The following is a 15,271-nucleotide window of genomic DNA, read 5'->3' as shown; positions in this document are numbered from 1 at the left end:
ATCGACATTCCCCGTCGTCTTTCATGCCGCGCCCTGGCAACTGAACATGTAGATAATTTGCAACAAAAGGCGTTTTTTGATTCAGATCAATCCTTGATTTATTAGCCTCTTAGGTAACCTTGTTTTTAGTAGGAATTAAAACTTTTACACATAAGATGTGATCTCGATGGGATCATAAATACCCGTAAGTAGGTATATTCCCCCTGGATGATAACCACACAAATGGAATGGATAATGAAAAAGACAACTCTGGTGGTATTGGCGGCAATGATGGCCCCTATGTTGGCAAGTGCGCATCAGGCAGGCGATTTTCTGTTCCGCGCAGGCGCTGCTACTGTGCGGCCAAATGCCGGATCGGACGACGTGTTGGGGCAAGGCTCATTCAGTGCCGACAATAATACCCAGCTTGGTCTGACCTTCGGCTATATGGTAACGGACAATATTGGCGTCGAACTGCTGGCCGCAACGCCGTTTCGCCACAAGGTAGGGCTGAATGGTGGCGCGGTGAACGGCAACATCGCGACGGTACACGATTTGCCCCCGACCCTGATGGCGCAATACTATTTTGGCGACAAACAGGACAAACTGCGTCCGTACCTGGGGCTGGGCGTTAACTACACCACCTTCTTCGATGAAAAATTCAACGATAACGGTAAAAGTGCCGGGCTGAGCAACCTGAGTTTGAAAGACTCCTGGGGCGTAGCCGCGCAAGCCGGTCTGGATTACAACCTGGATGAACACTGGATGCTGAACATGTCAGTGTGGTGGATGAACATCGAAACCAAAGCTCGCTTTGACGATGCGGACGGTAACCATCACAGCATTGATACGCGTTTGGATCCGTGGGTGTTTATGTTCGGGGCAGGGTATCGCTTCTGACAGGGGTGAAACAGGGAGGCGCATGCAGCGCCTCCGTTTTACTTTTACTACTTGATGTTCATGACGTTCTCAACGGATTTCACACCCGCTACGCCACGAGTCACCTGTACCGCACGGTTGGCATCGGCGCTTGAGCTGACAAAGCCGCTCAGTTGCACACGACCTTTAAAGGTCTCGACGCTGATTTCGGTAGATTTGATGGTTTTATCCGCCAGCAGCGCTGACTTCACCTTGGTCGTCACTACCGTATCGTCAATATAACCGCCAGTCCCTTCAGATTTCGCTGTTGGCGCGCAGGCACTCACTGCGAATGCCACAACGGCTGCCATGCATAAGACCGAAAGGGTTTTAAATAGCTTCATAAATTACTCTCCATGCAATGTTATTGTTGAAACTACATTTGGGTATTCACCTGAAAACATAGCGCATTCCCCCAAATAAAGAAATGCCCAACGCGCAAGGTTAATTGTGAGACAAGAATTGGGTTTGTTCAAATCCAGGCTGTAAAAAATAGCACAACTTTTAAGAGAAACAATATGTTAACAACGGGCACAGATCCTCTGCGCCCGTTGCTGGCCAATTATGCCCGGGTTGCGGCTTTCATTTCACTAACGAAGGTCGCCAGTCGCGCCAGCATTTCGGCCGGTTGCGTATGGTTTTGTTCGATAATCTTGACGATCGCCGAACCGGATATCGCCCCCGCAGCCCCGGCCTGCAGCGCATCACGTACCTGGGCCGGCTCAGAGATACCAAAGCCTTGCAGCGGTGGTGCTGCATGGTATTCACGCAGTTTGTTCACCAGATGATGCAGTGGCAACTGGGCACGGCTTTCGGTTCCGGTTACGCCTGCACGCGACAGCAGGTAGGTGTAGCCCCGGCCATGTGAGGAGATTTCACGCAGCAAATCGTCGTCTGCATTGGGCGGGCAGATAAAGATCGGCGCGATGCCATGGCGGATAGCGGCGGCACGGAAAGGCGCGGACTCTTCATACGGCACGTCGGCAATCAGCACCGAGTCTACGCCCACTTCGGCACAGCTTTGGTAAAACGCATCGATACCTTTATGGAACACCAGGTTGGCATACATCAGCAGGCCGATCGGAATGCTGGGGTGTTTCTGGCGGATGGCAGCCAGCATTTCGAAACACTGAGTCGGCGTGACGCCAGAGGCGAATGCGCGCAGCGCCGCACTTTGAATGGTTGGGCCGTCAGCCAGTGGGTCGGAGAACGGGATACCCAACTCCAGCGCGTCGGCACCGGCTTCAACCAGGGTATCGATGATTTGCAATGACAATGCCGGGTTAGGATCGCCGAGGGTCACGAACGGGACGAAGGCGCCTTCCTTGTTGCTTGCCAGGCGGTCGAACAGTTGCTGGTAACGTTCCATCAGATTTCTCCCCGTGCTTTCAGAATGTCGTGAACGGTAAATATGTCTTTGTCGCCGCGGCCGGACAGGTTAACCACCAGGATCTGTTCCTTTTGCGGTGTTTCACGGATCATTTTCAGCGCATGCGCCAGGGCGTGGGAAGACTCCAGCGCCGGGATAATCCCTTCGCTACGCGACAGCGCCTTGAATGCGTCCAGCGCTTCGTCATCGGTAATCGACACATATTCGGCGCGACCGATGCTGTTCAGATAGGCGTGCTGCGGCCCAACGGAAGGGAAGTCCAACCCGGCGGAAATGGAGTAGGACTCTTCAATCTGGCCTTCGGAAGTCTGCATCATCGGCGCTTTCATGCCGAAATAGATACCAACGTGACCGTGTTTCAACGGCGCACCGTGTTGGCCGGTTTCGATACCCAGACCGGCAGGCTCAACGCCGATCAGCCCTACGCTGGTATCATCGATAAAGTCGGCAAACATGCCGATGGCGTTGGAGCCGCCACCCACGCAGGCCAGCACCGCATCCGGCAGGCGGCCTTCGCGTTCCAGCATCTGCGCTTTGGTTTCTTCACCGATCATGCGTTGGAATTCACGCACGATAGTAGGGTACGGGTGTGGGCCGGCAGCGGTACCCAACATATAGTGGGCGGTTTCGTAGCTGCCGGACCAGTCACGCAGCGCTTCATTACAGGCGTCTTTCAGCGTAGAAGAACCGCTGTGTACCGGGATCACTTCCGCACCCATCAGGCGCATGCGGAATACGTTAGGCGACTGGCGTTCAATATCTTTGGCACCCATATAGATGCGGCATTTCAGACCGAGCAAGGCACAGGCCAGGGCCGAGGCAACGCCATGCTGACCGGCACCGGTTTCGGCAATGATTTCGGTTTTACCCATGCGTTTGGCCAACAATGCCTGACCCAACACCTGGTTGGTTTTGTGCGCACCGCCGTGCAGCAAGTCTTCACGCTTCAGGTACAGCTTGGTTTTGGTACCGGCAGTGAGGTTTCTGCACAGCGTCAGTGCCGTTGGGCGGCCGGCGTAGTTTTTCAGCAGATCGATAAATTCAGCCTGGAACTCTGGGTCGCGCTGGGCGCTGACAAAGGCTTCTTCCAGTTGTTTTAGGGCCGGCATCAGAATCTGCGGCACATATTGGCCACCAAATTCGCCGAAGTAGGGGTTAAGCAGCGTCATTATAGTTCCCGTTATTATCCGTTAATGATCTTCAGTAAGCGCGCAGGGTCTGGAACACCGCCGCGAGGCGGGCAGGATCCTTAATGCCGGGCTGGCTCTCAACGCCGGAGTTAAAGTCCAGACCGGCACAGCCAAGTTTGGCCGCGTCAACACAGTTATCCGCGCCCAGGCCACCGGCCAGCATCACGTTCTCCAGGTTTTCGCCATGCAGCACCGACCAGTCGAAACGCTGCCCGGTACCACCCGCACCGTTATCCAGCAGATAGCGGTCAACGTGCAGCAAATCGCGCTTTGGCAAATGGTCTTTTACGCTCAGCGCTTTCCAAATTTGGCAGTCGGCCGGCAGTTCGGCACGCAAGGCGGTGATATAGGTTTGATCTTCAGCGCCGTGCAGTTGCACCGCTTTCAGGCCCAGGCGCTCGACGGTCTGTACTACCGTCTCTACCTGCGCGTCACAGAACACGCCGACGTATTTTAGCGGTGCACCGGCAATCACTTCGCGGGCACGATTGATATCAACATAGCGCGGCGAGCGCCCGACAAAAATCAAACCACCGTAGACGGCACCGGCCTGATAAGCCGCGGCAGCATCCTGTGGACGGGTCAGCCCGCAGACTTTATTGTCGCCCAGTATCACCCGGCGAACGGCTGCGCGCAGGTCAGTTTCCGACATTAATGCGCTGCCAATCAGGAAACCGTTGGCAAAGTGGCTCAATTCGCGGATCTGACCGTAATTGTTGATGCCGGACTCGCTGATCACCGTCACGCCGTGTGGCACGCGTGGTGCCAACTGACGGGTGCGATCCAGATCGATACTCAGGTCGCGCAGGTCCCGGTTATTGATGCCCACCACGCGCGCTTCCAGAGCAATGGCCCGTTGCAGCTCTTCTTCGCTGATCACTTCGGTCAGTACACCCATGTTCAGGCTATGGGCCACTGCGGCTAACTGGCGGTATTGCTCGTCGTTAACCACCGACAGCATCAGCAAGATGGCATCGGCCTGATAGAAGCGCGCCAGATAGATCTGATACGGGTCAATAATGAAATCTTTGCACAGCACCGGCTGTGTCACCGTTTTGCTGACCAACGGCAGAAAATCGAAGCTGCCCTGGAAGTATTTTTCGTCTGTCAGCACCGAAATTGCCGAGGCAAAATCTTTGTAGACCGAAGCTATTTCTACCGGATCGAAGTTTTCGCGGATCAACCCTTTGGAAGGGGATGCCTTTTTACATTCAAGAATAAACGCCGTTCTGGCTCCCTCTAACGCGTGGTAAAAACCGCGTTCGCTTGGGACGATTTCATTTTGAAAACTGGCCAGTGGCTGTTGTTGCTGTCGTGCCGCGACCCATTGCGCTTTGTCACGAACAATCTTGTTGAGCACGGTTTCCTGCATCATTTATCCTCTTGCTGCCAGTGCGGTGACACGCTCGTAAGCCTGCCCGCTGTGAATCATGTCCAGTGCCTGCTGCGCATTTTGGCGCAGGTCTTCATGCCCGAATAACTTCAGCAGCAGCGCCACATTAGCGGCTACCGCAGCGGCGTGCGCCGGGTCACCTTTACCTTGTAACAACCTTGCCAGAATGTCACGATTTTCTTCCGGCGAGCCGCCCAGCAGGGCTTCCAGCGGATAGCTTTGCAGCCCGAAGGACTGTGGCGTCAACTGATAGCTTTCAATTTCGCCGTTATTCAGTTCGGCCACGTGGGTCGTTGCATGGATCGCCACTTCGTCCATACCGCCGCCGTGCACCACGGCTGCCCGTTGATAACCGAGCACGCGCAGGGTTTCGGCAATCGGCAGCACCAGTTCCGGGCTGTAAACGCCGATCAGCGCCAGCGGTGGGCGTGCCGGGTTGATCAACGGGCCGAGCACGTTGAACACCGTGCGGGTTTTCAACTGCTGGCGTACCGGCATCGCATGGCGGAATCCGGTGTGGTACTGCGGGGCGAACAGGAAGCACACGCCCAGTTCGTCTAGCGCCTTACGCGCTTCGTCTGCCGGTAAATCCAGGCGAATACCAAATGCTGCCAGCAGATCCGATGAACCCGACCGGCTGGAAACGCTACGGTTGCCGTGTTTGGCTACTTTGGCGCCGCACGCCGCCGCCACAAAGGCGCTGGCGGTGGAGATATTAATACTGTTGGTGCCGTCACCCCCGGTGCCGACGATATCGGCAAACGGGTAGTCCGGGCGCGGGAACGGCAGGGCATCGGCCAGCAATGCCTTGGCTGCACCGGCGATCTCTTCCGGGTGTTCGCCGCGGATCTTCATGCTGATCAGTGCGGCGGCCAGTTGGCTTGGCTCCAGTTCACCGCGCACGATGGCGCTGAATAACTGCTGGCTCTCCTGCTGGTTCATCGACTCTGAACGGTACAGTTTTTCAAGAATAGTTTGCATCGTCGTTTCCCCTCGTTATTTCGCCAGCGCCCAGGCCAGAGTCTGCTCAAGCAAACGCGCGCCATGGGTGGTCAGGATCGATTCCGGATGGAACTGGAAACCGCATACGCGATGCTGGTCATTACGGACTGCCATCACCATCTCGTTAAAATGGGCGTTAACGGTGAGTTCGGTCGGGATATTGCTGCCAACCAGTGAGTGGTAGCGTGCTACCGGCAGCGGGTTCGCCATACCGGCAAACATGCCTTCGCCGTCATGACTGATTGCCGAGGCCTTGCCGTGCAAGATCTCACCGGCCTGGCCGACGTGGCCACCGTAGGCTTCGACAATCGCCTGATGTCCCAGGCAAATACCGATAATAGGCAACTGGCCGCGCAGGCGCTGCAACAGCTCCGGCATGCAGCCGGCCTCGGACGGGGTACCCGGACCCGGAGACAGCATCAGCACCGGTTGTTCCATCTGCTGCAGGCGTTCGATAATCACGTCGGCAGAAATCTGGTTACGGTAAATCACTACCTGATGACCGCTGGCGCGCAGCTGATCGACCAGGTTGTAGGTAAAGGAATCGACGTTATCGAGCAGTAAGATATCGGCCATCAGAACACCTCCTTGGCCTGGTGCGCGCTGGCAATGGCACGCAGCACGGCACGTGCCTTATTACGGGTCTCATCGGCTTCCGCCTGAGGAACAGAATCCAGCACCACACCGGCACCGGCTTGCACGGTAGCAATGCCGTCTTCAACATACGCGGAGCGGATGACAATACAGGTATCCAAATCGCCGGTGGCGGTGAAATAACCGACCGCACCGCCGTAGCTGCCGCGACGGGTGCCTTCAGAGGCGGCGATTAACTGCATGGCGCGCACTTTGGGGGCGCCGCTCAGGGTGCCCATGTTCATACAGGCCTGATAAGCGTGCAGTACGTCGAGGTCGGCGCGCAGGGTGCCGATCACCCGGGAAACCAGGTGCATGACGAATGAGTAGCGGTCCACTTTGGTCAGGTCGGCCACATAGCGGCTACCGGCCTGACAGATGCGCGCCAGATCGTTACGTGCCAGATCGACCAGCATCAGATGCTCGGCCAGTTCTTTATGATCGGTCCGCATTTCCAGTTCGATACGACTGTCGAGATCCAGATCCAGAGAACCGTCGGCGCGACGACCACGCGGGCGGGTACCGGCAATCGGGTAGATCTCGATCTGGCGGTTGCTGGCGTCGTATTTCAGCGCGCTTTCCGGCGAAGCACCGAACAGGGTGAACTCGTCATCCTGCATGAAGAACATATACGGGCTTGGGTTGTTGTCTTTCAGCGTCTGGTAAGCGGCCAACGGGGCCGGGCACGGCAGTGAGAAACGGCGTGACGGCACCACCTGGAAGATTTCGCCCTGACGGATGGCCTGTTGCAATTCGCTGACAACCGCACCGTATTCTTCATCGGTCTGGTTACAGCTCAGTTGCATGTCTTCCAGCTTCTGGTGCGGGATCGGCTGTGGGGTCTGTTTCAATTGCAGCTGCAACTGCTCCAGGCGCTGTTGCAAGCGCTGTTCTTCCGCGGTATCGGCCGTGAAAACGCTGGCCTGCAGACGGGCAACGCCGCGCTGATGATCCAGCACCAGCAGGGTCTCCGCCAGATAGAAGCAGAAGTCCGGGCAGCGGTTTTCCTGACGCAGCGGCGGCAGGTCTTCGAACCCGGCGACCAAGTCGTAGGCAAAGAGTCCGCCGAGCATCACCGCTTCACGTTCGTCAGCCGGGGAGTCAACCAGTGTCAGCAGGGTGCGCAGTGCATCAAACACCGACAGCGAACGCAGGCGGGCATCTTCATCCTGAATCGCATCAATCACCGGGAAAGTCAGTTCACGTCCATTAGGACGCACCTGGTTCTGGACTTCTGCCGGCAGGGCCTCATCCAGCAGCGGCAGCATCGCCGCGCCGTTGGCGGTCAGCGCATGCAGCGTCACGGTGCGGCCCAGTGCGGTGATGCGCAGAGCGCTGTCGATCACCAACAGGCTTTGCAGGTTTTGCTTGCTGTTGATTTCAGCCGATTCCAACAGCAGGGTGGCCGGACGAGCGCCGCACAGCTGGTGGAAAATGGTGGTCGGATCGCCCCGGTAACTGGCCTCCGCCTTCAGTAATTTGAGTTGTGGTTTGATGTTCATCATTGGTGGTTCCAGTTAAAATTTGTCCATAAAAAAGCCCGCGTTACCAGCGGGCTTAGGGAATCTGCAGTGTCAGATGACAGGTATGCGTGATTACTCCGCCCGAAAAAGGGAGTGACGCCACCAACGAAGAAGAGAAGTTTGCTTATTCATTTCTATGCTCTCTTGTTTATCATCCAACCAGGGAACTGCCCTGAACTTGTGTACTAGTTAACTGGTTCGCAGGAATAAAGTCAACCCTCTTTTCGCACAATGTTTTAGCGCCAGGCGTGAATTATTTTCATCAAGAGGAAAGGGATGTGACCCAGAATAGATTTCCGTCCGGCGGGCGATCGCGGGTATGATAGAAGGCCAAGCCATTGCCGGATATTCCTTTTGACAGACAGCAACCCCCAGCCCTCCGCCTTTACTCTCTACGACTTACACAGCCACACCACCGCCTCTGACGGTTATTTGACGCCGGCGCAGTTGGTGCAGCGCGCGGTTGAAATGCGGGTAGGCGTTTTGGCGATTACCGATCATGACACCACTTCCGGCCTGGCCGCAGCGGCCGCCAGCATTGCTGAATTGTCGCTGCCGTTGCAGTTGGTTAATGGCGTCGAGATCTCCACGCTGTGGGAAAATCACGAGATTCATATCGTGGGTCTCGGGATAGAGACCGAGCACCCGGCGATGGTGCAACTGTTGGCCGAACAGACCGAACGCCGTAACCTGCGCGCTCAGGAAATAGGTATACGGCTGGCTAAAGCGCGTATCGACGGTGCTTTTGAAGGTGCGCAAAAGCTGGCGGACGGTGGTGCGGTGACCCGTGGCCACTTTGCCCGTTATCTGGTGCAGATCGGCATGGCCGATAATATGGCTCAGGTGTTCAAGAAATACCTGGCCAAAGGCAAAACCGGTTACGTTCCGCCCCAGTGGTGTACAATAGAACAAGCCATTGATGTGATTCATCAATCTGGTGGCCAGGCGGTGATAGCTCACCCGGGTCGTTATGACCTGACGGCCAAATGGCTGAAGCGGTTGTTGGCGCACTTTGCGGAACATGGCGGTGATGCCATGGAGGTTGCGCAGTGTCAGCAGGCACCGCATGAGCGTTCGCAACTGGCAAAGTATGCGCAGGAATATCAATTACTGGCGTCGCAGGGTTCTGATTTCCATCAACCCTGTTCGTGGATCGAACTGGGTCGCAAACTGTGGTTACCCGGCGGTGTTGAACCCGTGTGGCGTGACTGGCCGCAGCCACAACTGGCCAAGGTCGATTGATTTAACGTGGGCGACGCCGCCCGCGTGCATCATTTTTAGGAGCAAGTCATGAGTCAGCTTTTTTATATTCATCCAGACAATCCGCAACCGCGACTGATCAACCAGGCGGTGGATGTGCTGCGTAAGGGCGGGGTGATCGTCTATCCCACCGATTCCGGTTACGCGCTGGGTTGCAAGCTGGAAGAGAAGTCGGCAATGGAACGTATCTGCCGCATCCGTCAATTGGACGGCAATCATAACTTTACGCTGATGTGTCGCGACCTGTCCGAGCTGTCGACTTACGCTTATGTCGACAATACCGCGTTCCGACTGATCAAGAACAACACACCCGGCAACTACACTTTCATTCTGAAAGCGACCAAGGAAGTGCCGCGTCGTTTGATGAACGACAAACGTAAAACCATAGGTTTGCGCGTGCCGTCGAACCCGATTGCGTTGGCGTTACTGGAAGTCTTAAACGAGCCGATGATGTCGACCACGTTGATGCTACCGGGCAATGATTTTGCCGAATCCGATCCGGAAGAGATCAGTGATCATCTGGGTAAGCAGGTGGATCTGGTGATCCACGGCGGTTTCCTGGGCCAGCAGCCAACCACCGTCATCGATCTGACCGAATCCGCGCCAGAAGTGGTGCGTGAGGGCGCGGGCGACCCAGCGCCTTTCCGCTAAGTTATTGCCGGAATTTTTGCTCATTTTCTGAAAAGTGGCTGAAACGACGTCATTTATCGTTAAAGCCGCTATTCTACAATCATCAAAAATTGATAATCAGGCAGGATGCGTAGCGATGATTAAGTGTGTTTCTCTTTTAGCGGCCATATTGTTTTCCTCTGCGGCCAGCGCGGGTTTTTATTCTGGCAGCGCCTTGCTGTCTGAGACCAGCGGTTATGTGAAAAATAAAGACGGGGCAGCCACCGTTGCCGAAGCGCTCGATGGCGGGTTGTTTATGGGCTATGTGGCTGGGGTATTCGATACCTTTTCGATGCAAGGCAACCGCAATATTTGCCCGGATGCCGGTATGAGCGTTGGCATGGCATCAGATGCAGTCATGCAGTATTTAAATGAACACCCGGAACAACTGCACTACTCAGCACCTTCGGTGATTATGCTGGCGTTAACCGCCGCTTACCCTTGCGAACGGCATTAAAACTGTTCGTTTAGTGCGTATTTTTTCATTAGGTGCGAAGCCGATTATTTAGCACCATTTCCAATCGATGAAATCGATAAACGCTGTCATTTTACCGCTAACGCACAACACCCCTAACCGATGGGGGAATATGACGTTCAGGAGACAAAATGACAGCGTTTCGCCATGGTACTCTTTCCCTCGATTATCAAGATTCCGGCTCAGGTCCGCTGACGCTGGTATTACTGCCCGGTTGGTGTGAGCCGAAAACCGTTTTTGCCCCTTTCACCGCTTTGGCGGAACAACAATACCGGGTGATTAGTCTCGACTGGCGCGGCCACGGCCTGTCAGCCCGCGATGGCGGGCTGTCGCTGAGCGCCGACGATTTGCTGGCGGATCTGCGCCAACTGTTACTGGCGCTGCAGGTGGAGCGATTTGTGACCCTGTCTGTCGCGCACGCCAGTTGGATTGCGGTGGCGCTGGCCGAAAGCCTGCCACAGAAGACGCAAGGCATGGTGTTTCTCGATTGGATAATGACACCGCCCGAAGCGGAATTTTTCGATTCGGTGCAACAAATGCAATGGCCAGAAAAATGGCTGGCGGCGCGCGATGCTTTGTTTAACTTCTGGCAAGGTGGCATTGAGCAACCGCAGGTTAAACATCATTTGACCGTTGAAATGGCACGGGAAGATTTTCGTGTCTGGCAGGCGGCCGGCGTGGCGATTGAACAAGCCTATCGGCAATACCGTTCGCCGCTTAACCGACTGCGTGAATTAAGCTCACCCCCGGCTTGTCGGCATATTTACTCTCTTGATCGTGATGCCGATTACCTGCGGCAACAACAGACATTTGCCGCTGAGCATCCTTTTTTCTCGGTTGTACGACTGGAACAGGCGCGTACTCATCTCGGTATTCTGGAACGGCCGGATGCGGTGTATCGGGAGGTCGTCAATTTCCTCGGTAATTAATCGACCGGGCAATAAAGTGGGTTTCAACCCCATTGAAAGCCTGTATAATGCGCGGTTCGATCTATGTAAACGTATTGTTACTGCTGTGGCGCCCGACGCCGCGGCAGTCATCCCCCCGACGCCTGTGAAGGCGACACTAGAGGTTGCTCAATGAGCGAGAAGTTACAGAAAGTTTTAGCGCGCGCCGGCCATGGCTCGCGTCGTGAAATCGAAACCATTATTGAAGCCGGCCGCGTCAGCGTCGACGGTAAAATCGCCAAATTGGGTGATCGTGTTGAAGTCACCGCTTCAATGAAAATCCGTTTGGATGGCCACGTTGTCTCAATTAAAGAATCCGAGGAAGAAGTTTGCCGTGTGCTGGCGTATTACAAGCCGGAAGGTGAACTTTGCACCCGTAGCGATCCTGAAGGCCGCCCGACGGTGTTTGATCGCCTGCCTAAGCTGCGTGGCTCACGCTGGGTGGCGGTAGGGCGTCTGGACGTCAATACCTCAGGTTTGCTGCTGTTCACCACCGACGGTGAGCTGGCGAATCGCCTGATGCACCCAAGCCGTGAAGTTGAGCGTGAATATGCGGTGCGTGTATTTGGTCAGATTGATGACGAAAAAATCAAGCAACTGAGCAAGGGCGTTCAACTGGAAGACGGCCCGGCCGCTTTCCGCACCATCAGCTTCCAGGGTGGCGAAGGCATCAATCAGTGGTACAACGTAACTCTGACCGAAGGGCGTAACCGTGAAGTTCGTCGTCTTTGGGAAGCGGTTGGCGTTCAGGTTAGTCGCCTGATCCGCGTACGCTACGGCGATATCGATCTGCCGAAAGGCCTGCCGCGTGGTGGCTGGACTGAACTGGATTTGCCGGCGATTAACTATCTGCGTGAACTGGTTGAATTGAAGCCGGAAACCGTTAGCAAGATGCCGATTGAGCGGGAGCGTCGTCGCGTGAAAGCCAATCAGATCCGCCGTGCCGTCAAGCGCCATACCCAGGTTGCCGGCAGCGGTCGCCGCAGCACTGCGGGCAGCAAGCCTGGCAGTAAGCCCGGCAACAAACCTAGCAAGCGCAGTTAATCATCACGCCGCAGCTTCTTCGGGCTGCGGCGTTTTCTTTCTGTTACCAGTCAATTCCCTGTTGCGCCTTGATACCTGCGTCGAACGCGTGTTTCACCGGCCGCATCTCCGTGACCGTATCCGCCAGTTCCAACAGATCGCGATGGCATCCCCGCCCGGTGATAATCACCGTTTGGTGCGCAGGGCGCTGTCGTAACGCCACCAGCAGCTCCTCCAGCTCAAGATAGCCGTAGCTGACCATATAGGTCAGTTCGTCCAGCAGCACCAGATCCAGGCTGCTGTCGGCCAGCATGCGCTTGCCGTGTTGCCATACGGCCTGACAGGCTGCGGTATCGCTGGCTTTATCCTGGGTTTCCCAGGTAAAACCGGTAGCCATCACCTGAAATTCAACGCCATGTTGCTGCAACAGGTTTTTTTCCCCGTTCGGCCATTCACCCTTAATAAACTGAATAACGGCGGCTTTCATGCCGTGGCCGATGGCGCGAGTAACGGTGCCAAATGCGGCGGTGGTCTTGCCCTTGCCGTTACCGGTGAATACCAGCAGCAAACCCCGTGCGTCCTGAGCCGCAGCGATACGGGCATCGACCTGTTCTTTCAGACGTTGCTGACGTTGTTGGTGGCGATCTTCAGCCATGGTAAAACCCCTTTTATTCGGCGGCGCCGGGTTTACGGTTTGGCTGGGCGTCGAAGCTCATGCCGGTTTTACGGCGGCTGTCATCACCCATCAGGTAGAGGTAAAGCGGCATAATATCAGCCGGAGTTTTCAGCTTGCTTTTGTCTTCATGCGGAAAAGCCGTTGCGCGCATTTGAGTGCGTGTTCCACCAGGATTGATGCAATTTACCCGAAGATTGCGACTTTTATATTCATCGGCCAACACCTGCATCATGCCTTCGGTGGCAAACTTGGACACCGCATAGGCACCCCAGTTAGCCCGCCCGCTACGGCCAACGCTGGAGCTGGTAAAGACCAGCGATCCGGCATTGGATTTCAATAGCAGCGGCAACAGCGCCTGGGTGAGCATAAAGGTCGCGTTGACATTCACCTGCATCACCTCGTTCCACATCTCCATCGACAGCTCGGCCATCGGGGCGATATCGCCGAGTAGCCCGGCATTATGCAGCACGCCGTCGAGGCGCGGGACATGGGTAGCCAATTCATCGGCCACCTGTTGGCATTGTTCCTGAGTGGTATGCAGCAGATCCAGGGTGATGATGTAGGTTGGCGCACTGCTGAGCCTGGCGATTTCGGCTTGCACCGCCTGCAGTTTGCTTTCGGTACGGCCTAACAGCACCAGTTGCGCACCAAATTTTGCGTAAGTGAGTGCCGCTTCGCGACCGATACCATCACCGGCGCCGGTGACCAAAATAATACGTTTTTCCAGCAAATCTTGTTTAGGTTGGTAATGCACAATAATTCCTCGCGCCTTGGCGGCTGGTCTCCCGCTTGCATCGGGGAGAGGGGTGGGTTGAGAGGCCATGACAGGAGCTAAGGCTCGACCGCATGCAAGGCCCCGCAGCGAATTTGGATCATCATGTTGATGAATAATCCGTGTTATATGCCTTAAATGGATCGTATTTTCAATGATTAGGCAGCAGAATCGGCATTCTTTTGTAACAAAAACGGAACAGCAGCGGCTTGGTTAAGCCAAAATGCGCCCACATAGTAAAGAGGTAGCACAAGGAATTTTTATTTAGCCGCGACAGCCACTGCGTCGGTTGGCTAGAATGAATGAGATAGTACTAACAACCTGTTAATAAAGGCGGAATCTGTGGAGTTTATATCTGTTTACGGCCTGTTTTTGGCCAAAGTCGCGACGGTAGTGATTGCCATCGCCGCGCTGGCGTTGCTGGCGGTCAGCCTGGGGCAACGTAAGAACCGCCAGAAAGGGGAACTGCAGCTGACTGACCTCGGTGAACAATATCGCGACATGCAGCGTGATATGCGCCTGGCGCGCATGGGTGATGCGGAACAAAAGGCCTGGAACAAGCAGTTTAAAAAACAGACCAAGGCCGATGATAAACTGAAGAAACAACGCGCTAAAGCCGGTGCGGTTGAAGCCACCAAGCCTTGTCTGTACGTGCTGGATTTCAAAGGCAGCATGGATGCCCATGAGGTGACCTCACTGCGTGAAGAAATCTCGGCGGTGCTGGCGGTGGCGACGCCGCAAGACGAAGTGTTGCTGCGGTTGGAAAGCCCGGGTGGGGTGGTACACGGTTACGGCCTGGCGTCATCGCAACTGGCACGTTTGCGCACCGGCGGTATTCGCCTGACGGTAGCGGTAGACAAAGTGGCGGCCAGCGGGGGCTATATGATGGCCTGCGTGGCGGATCGCATTGTTGCGGCTCCCTTTGCCATCATCGGCTCAATTGGTGTCGTGGCGCAAATCCCCAACTTCCACCGCCTGCTGAAAAAGAATGATATTGATGTAGAGCTGCACACCGCCGGCGAGTTCAAACGCACGCTGACGCTGTTTGGTGAAAATACCGAGCAGGGGCGTGAGAAATTCCGTGAAGATCTGAACGACACCCATGAGCTGTTTAAACAGTTTGTGCATCAGCAACGTCCATCGCTGGATATCGACAGCGTGGCGACCGGTGAACATTGGTTCGGCACTCAGGCGAAAGAGAAAGGGCTGATTGACGCTATTGGCACCAGTGACGATTTACTGATCGCTGAAATGGAGAATCACGAGGTGGTCGGGGTGCGCTATGCACGTCGCAAACGCATGATGGACCGTTTTACCGGCAGTGCGGCAGAAAGTGTCGATCGTCTGCTGTTACGCTGGTGGCAGCGTGGTGAAAAGCCACTGCTTTAAACCGCAGAATTAAACATCAAAGGGGCCAGGGC

14 protein-coding genes, 1 pseudogene and 1 other annotated feature are annotated in these 15,271 nt (G+C 55.5%); of the genes and pseudogenes, 7 read left to right on the top strand and 8 right to left on the bottom strand.

Annotated elements, in window-relative coordinates:
- Positions 1 to 234 precede the first annotated feature (234 nt).
- On the top strand, positions 235 to 879 hold the full coding sequence (ompW, locus tag SERS4_RS0114370; protein ID WP_017893033.1) for an outer membrane protein OmpW: 645 nt from the start codon (positions 235 to 237) through the stop codon (positions 877 to 879).
- A gap of 47 nt (positions 880 to 926) precedes the next feature.
- Here ompW and SERS4_RS0114365 read toward each other — a convergent pair whose 3' ends face one another.
- The 6 genes and pseudogenes from SERS4_RS0114365 to SERS4_RS0114335 form a co-directional block, all read right to left on the bottom strand.
- A complete protein-coding gene (locus SERS4_RS0114365; RefSeq protein WP_012145400.1) occupies positions 927 to 1,241 on the bottom strand; it encodes a BON domain-containing protein in 315 nt (104 codons plus the stop codon).
- Positions 1,242 to 1,459: 218 nt separating this feature from the next.
- Complete coding sequence (gene trpA, locus SERS4_RS0114360; protein ID WP_017893032.1) at positions 1,460 to 2,266, bottom strand: tryptophan synthase subunit alpha; 807 nt, start codon at positions 2,264 to 2,266, stop codon at positions 1,460 to 1,462.
- The gene (trpB, locus tag SERS4_RS0114355) at positions 2,266 to 3,459 is read right to left on the bottom strand and encodes a tryptophan synthase subunit beta (protein WP_172491194.1); all 1,194 of its coding nucleotides are present in this window, start codon (positions 3,457 to 3,459) and stop codon (positions 2,266 to 2,268) included. Before trpB ends, trpA begins: the two co-directional genes overlap by 1 nt.
- 28 nt (positions 3,460 to 3,487) lie before the next feature.
- Positions 3,488 to 4,849, bottom strand: a complete 1,362-nt coding sequence (gene trpCF, locus SERS4_RS0114350) for a bifunctional indole-3-glycerol-phosphate synthase TrpC/phosphoribosylanthranilate isomerase TrpF (protein ID WP_026142397.1) — start codon at positions 4,847 to 4,849, stop codon at positions 3,488 to 3,490.
- Between the two features lie 3 nt (positions 4,850 to 4,852).
- Positions 4,853 to 6,448: pseudogene (gene trpD / locus SERS4_RS27340) on the bottom strand (bifunctional anthranilate synthase glutamate amidotransferase component TrpG/anthranilate phosphoribosyltransferase TrpD).
- Positions 6,448 to 8,010, bottom strand: a complete 1,563-nt coding sequence (locus tag SERS4_RS0114335; RefSeq protein WP_017893029.1) for an anthranilate synthase component 1 — start codon at positions 8,008 to 8,010, stop codon at positions 6,448 to 6,450. Before SERS4_RS0114335 ends, trpD begins: the two are co-directional and overlap by 1 nt.
- A 25-nt stretch (positions 8,011 to 8,035) precedes the next feature.
- Positions 8,036 to 8,139: a sequence feature (Trp leader region), on the bottom strand.
- A 243-nt stretch (positions 8,140 to 8,382) separates the two neighbouring features.
- Here SERS4_RS0114335 and SERS4_RS0114330 point away from each other — a divergent pair.
- The 5 genes from SERS4_RS0114330 (at position 8,383) to rluB (ending at position 12,423) form a co-directional block, all read left to right on the top strand.
- On the top strand, positions 8,383 to 9,270 hold the full coding sequence (locus SERS4_RS0114330) for a PHP domain-containing protein (protein ID WP_017893028.1): 888 nt from the start codon (positions 8,383 to 8,385) through the stop codon (positions 9,268 to 9,270).
- A gap of 48 nt (positions 9,271 to 9,318) precedes the next feature.
- On the top strand, positions 9,319 to 9,939 hold the full coding sequence (locus SERS4_RS0114325) for an L-threonylcarbamoyladenylate synthase (RefSeq protein WP_012145392.1): 621 nt from the start codon (positions 9,319 to 9,321) through the stop codon (positions 9,937 to 9,939).
- A gap of 115 nt (positions 9,940 to 10,054) precedes the next feature.
- On the top strand, positions 10,055 to 10,414 hold the full coding sequence (locus tag SERS4_RS0114320; protein WP_012145391.1) for a Rap1a/Tai family immunity protein: 360 nt from the start codon (positions 10,055 to 10,057) through the stop codon (positions 10,412 to 10,414).
- 149 nt (positions 10,415 to 10,563) lie between these two features.
- Positions 10,564 to 11,361 carry an alpha/beta fold hydrolase gene (locus tag SERS4_RS0114315; RefSeq protein ID WP_017893027.1) on the top strand — a complete coding sequence of 266 codons (798 nt, stop codon included), beginning with the start codon at positions 10,564 to 10,566 and terminating at the stop codon, positions 11,359 to 11,361.
- Between the two features lie 150 nt (positions 11,362 to 11,511).
- Entirely contained in the window at positions 11,512 to 12,423 is a 912-nt protein-coding gene (gene rluB, locus SERS4_RS0114310) for a 23S rRNA pseudouridine(2605) synthase RluB (RefSeq protein WP_017893026.1), read from the top strand.
- A 43-nt stretch (positions 12,424 to 12,466) separates the two neighbouring features.
- On the opposite strand, the gene cobO is transcribed toward rluB, so the two are convergent.
- Both cobO and SERS4_RS0114300 read right to left on the bottom strand, forming a co-directional pair.
- Entirely contained in the window at positions 12,467 to 13,057 is a 591-nt protein-coding gene (gene cobO, locus SERS4_RS0114305; protein ID WP_017893025.1) for a cob(I)yrinic acid a,c-diamide adenosyltransferase, read from the bottom strand.
- 13 nt (positions 13,058 to 13,070) lie between these two features.
- The gene (locus tag SERS4_RS0114300) at positions 13,071 to 13,832 is read right to left on the bottom strand and encodes a YciK family oxidoreductase (RefSeq protein WP_017893024.1); all 762 of its coding nucleotides are present in this window, start codon (positions 13,830 to 13,832) and stop codon (positions 13,071 to 13,073) included.
- 360 nt (positions 13,833 to 14,192) lie between these two features.
- On the opposite strand from SERS4_RS0114300, the gene sohB reads away from it, so the two are divergent.
- Entirely contained in the window at positions 14,193 to 15,239 is a 1,047-nt protein-coding gene (gene sohB / locus SERS4_RS0114295; RefSeq protein WP_012145386.1) for a protease SohB, read from the top strand.
- The last annotated feature ends 32 nt before the right edge of the window (positions 15,240 to 15,271 follow it).

The organism is Serratia sp. S4, from assembly GCF_000347995.1.
Taxonomy (GTDB): domain Bacteria; phylum Pseudomonadota; class Gammaproteobacteria; order Enterobacterales; family Enterobacteriaceae; genus Serratia; species Serratia quinivorans.
This window is presented reverse-complemented; position numbering and strand designations above follow the sequence as displayed.

Coding starts and splice junctions, on each gene's coding strand:
- trpCF (WP_026142397.1), bottom strand. CDS start 4,849: ATGCAGGAAACCGTGCTCAACAAGATTGTTCGTGACAAAGCGCAATGG.
- rluB (WP_017893026.1), top strand. CDS start 11,512: ATGAGCGAGAAGTTACAGAAAGTTTTAGCGCGCGCCGGCCATGGCTCG.
- cobO (WP_017893025.1), bottom strand. CDS start 13,057: ATGGCTGAAGATCGCCACCAACAACGTCAGCAACGTCTGAAAGAACAG.
- ompW (WP_017893033.1), top strand. CDS start 235: ATGAAAAAGACAACTCTGGTGGTATTGGCGGCAATGATGGCCCCTATG.
- SERS4_RS0114335 (WP_017893029.1), bottom strand. CDS start 8,010: ATGATGAACATCAAACCACAACTCAAATTACTGAAGGCGGAGGCCAGT.
- SERS4_RS0114320 (WP_012145391.1), top strand. CDS start 10,055: ATGATTAAGTGTGTTTCTCTTTTAGCGGCCATATTGTTTTCCTCTGCG.
- SERS4_RS0114315 (WP_017893027.1), top strand. CDS start 10,564: ATGACAGCGTTTCGCCATGGTACTCTTTCCCTCGATTATCAAGATTCC.
- trpA (WP_017893032.1), bottom strand. CDS start 2,266: ATGGAACGTTACCAGCAACTGTTCGACCGCCTGGCAAGCAACAAGGAA.
- SERS4_RS0114365 (WP_012145400.1), bottom strand. CDS start 1,241: ATGAAGCTATTTAAAACCCTTTCGGTCTTATGCATGGCAGCCGTTGTG.
- SERS4_RS0114325 (WP_012145392.1), top strand. CDS start 9,319: ATGAGTCAGCTTTTTTATATTCATCCAGACAATCCGCAACCGCGACTG.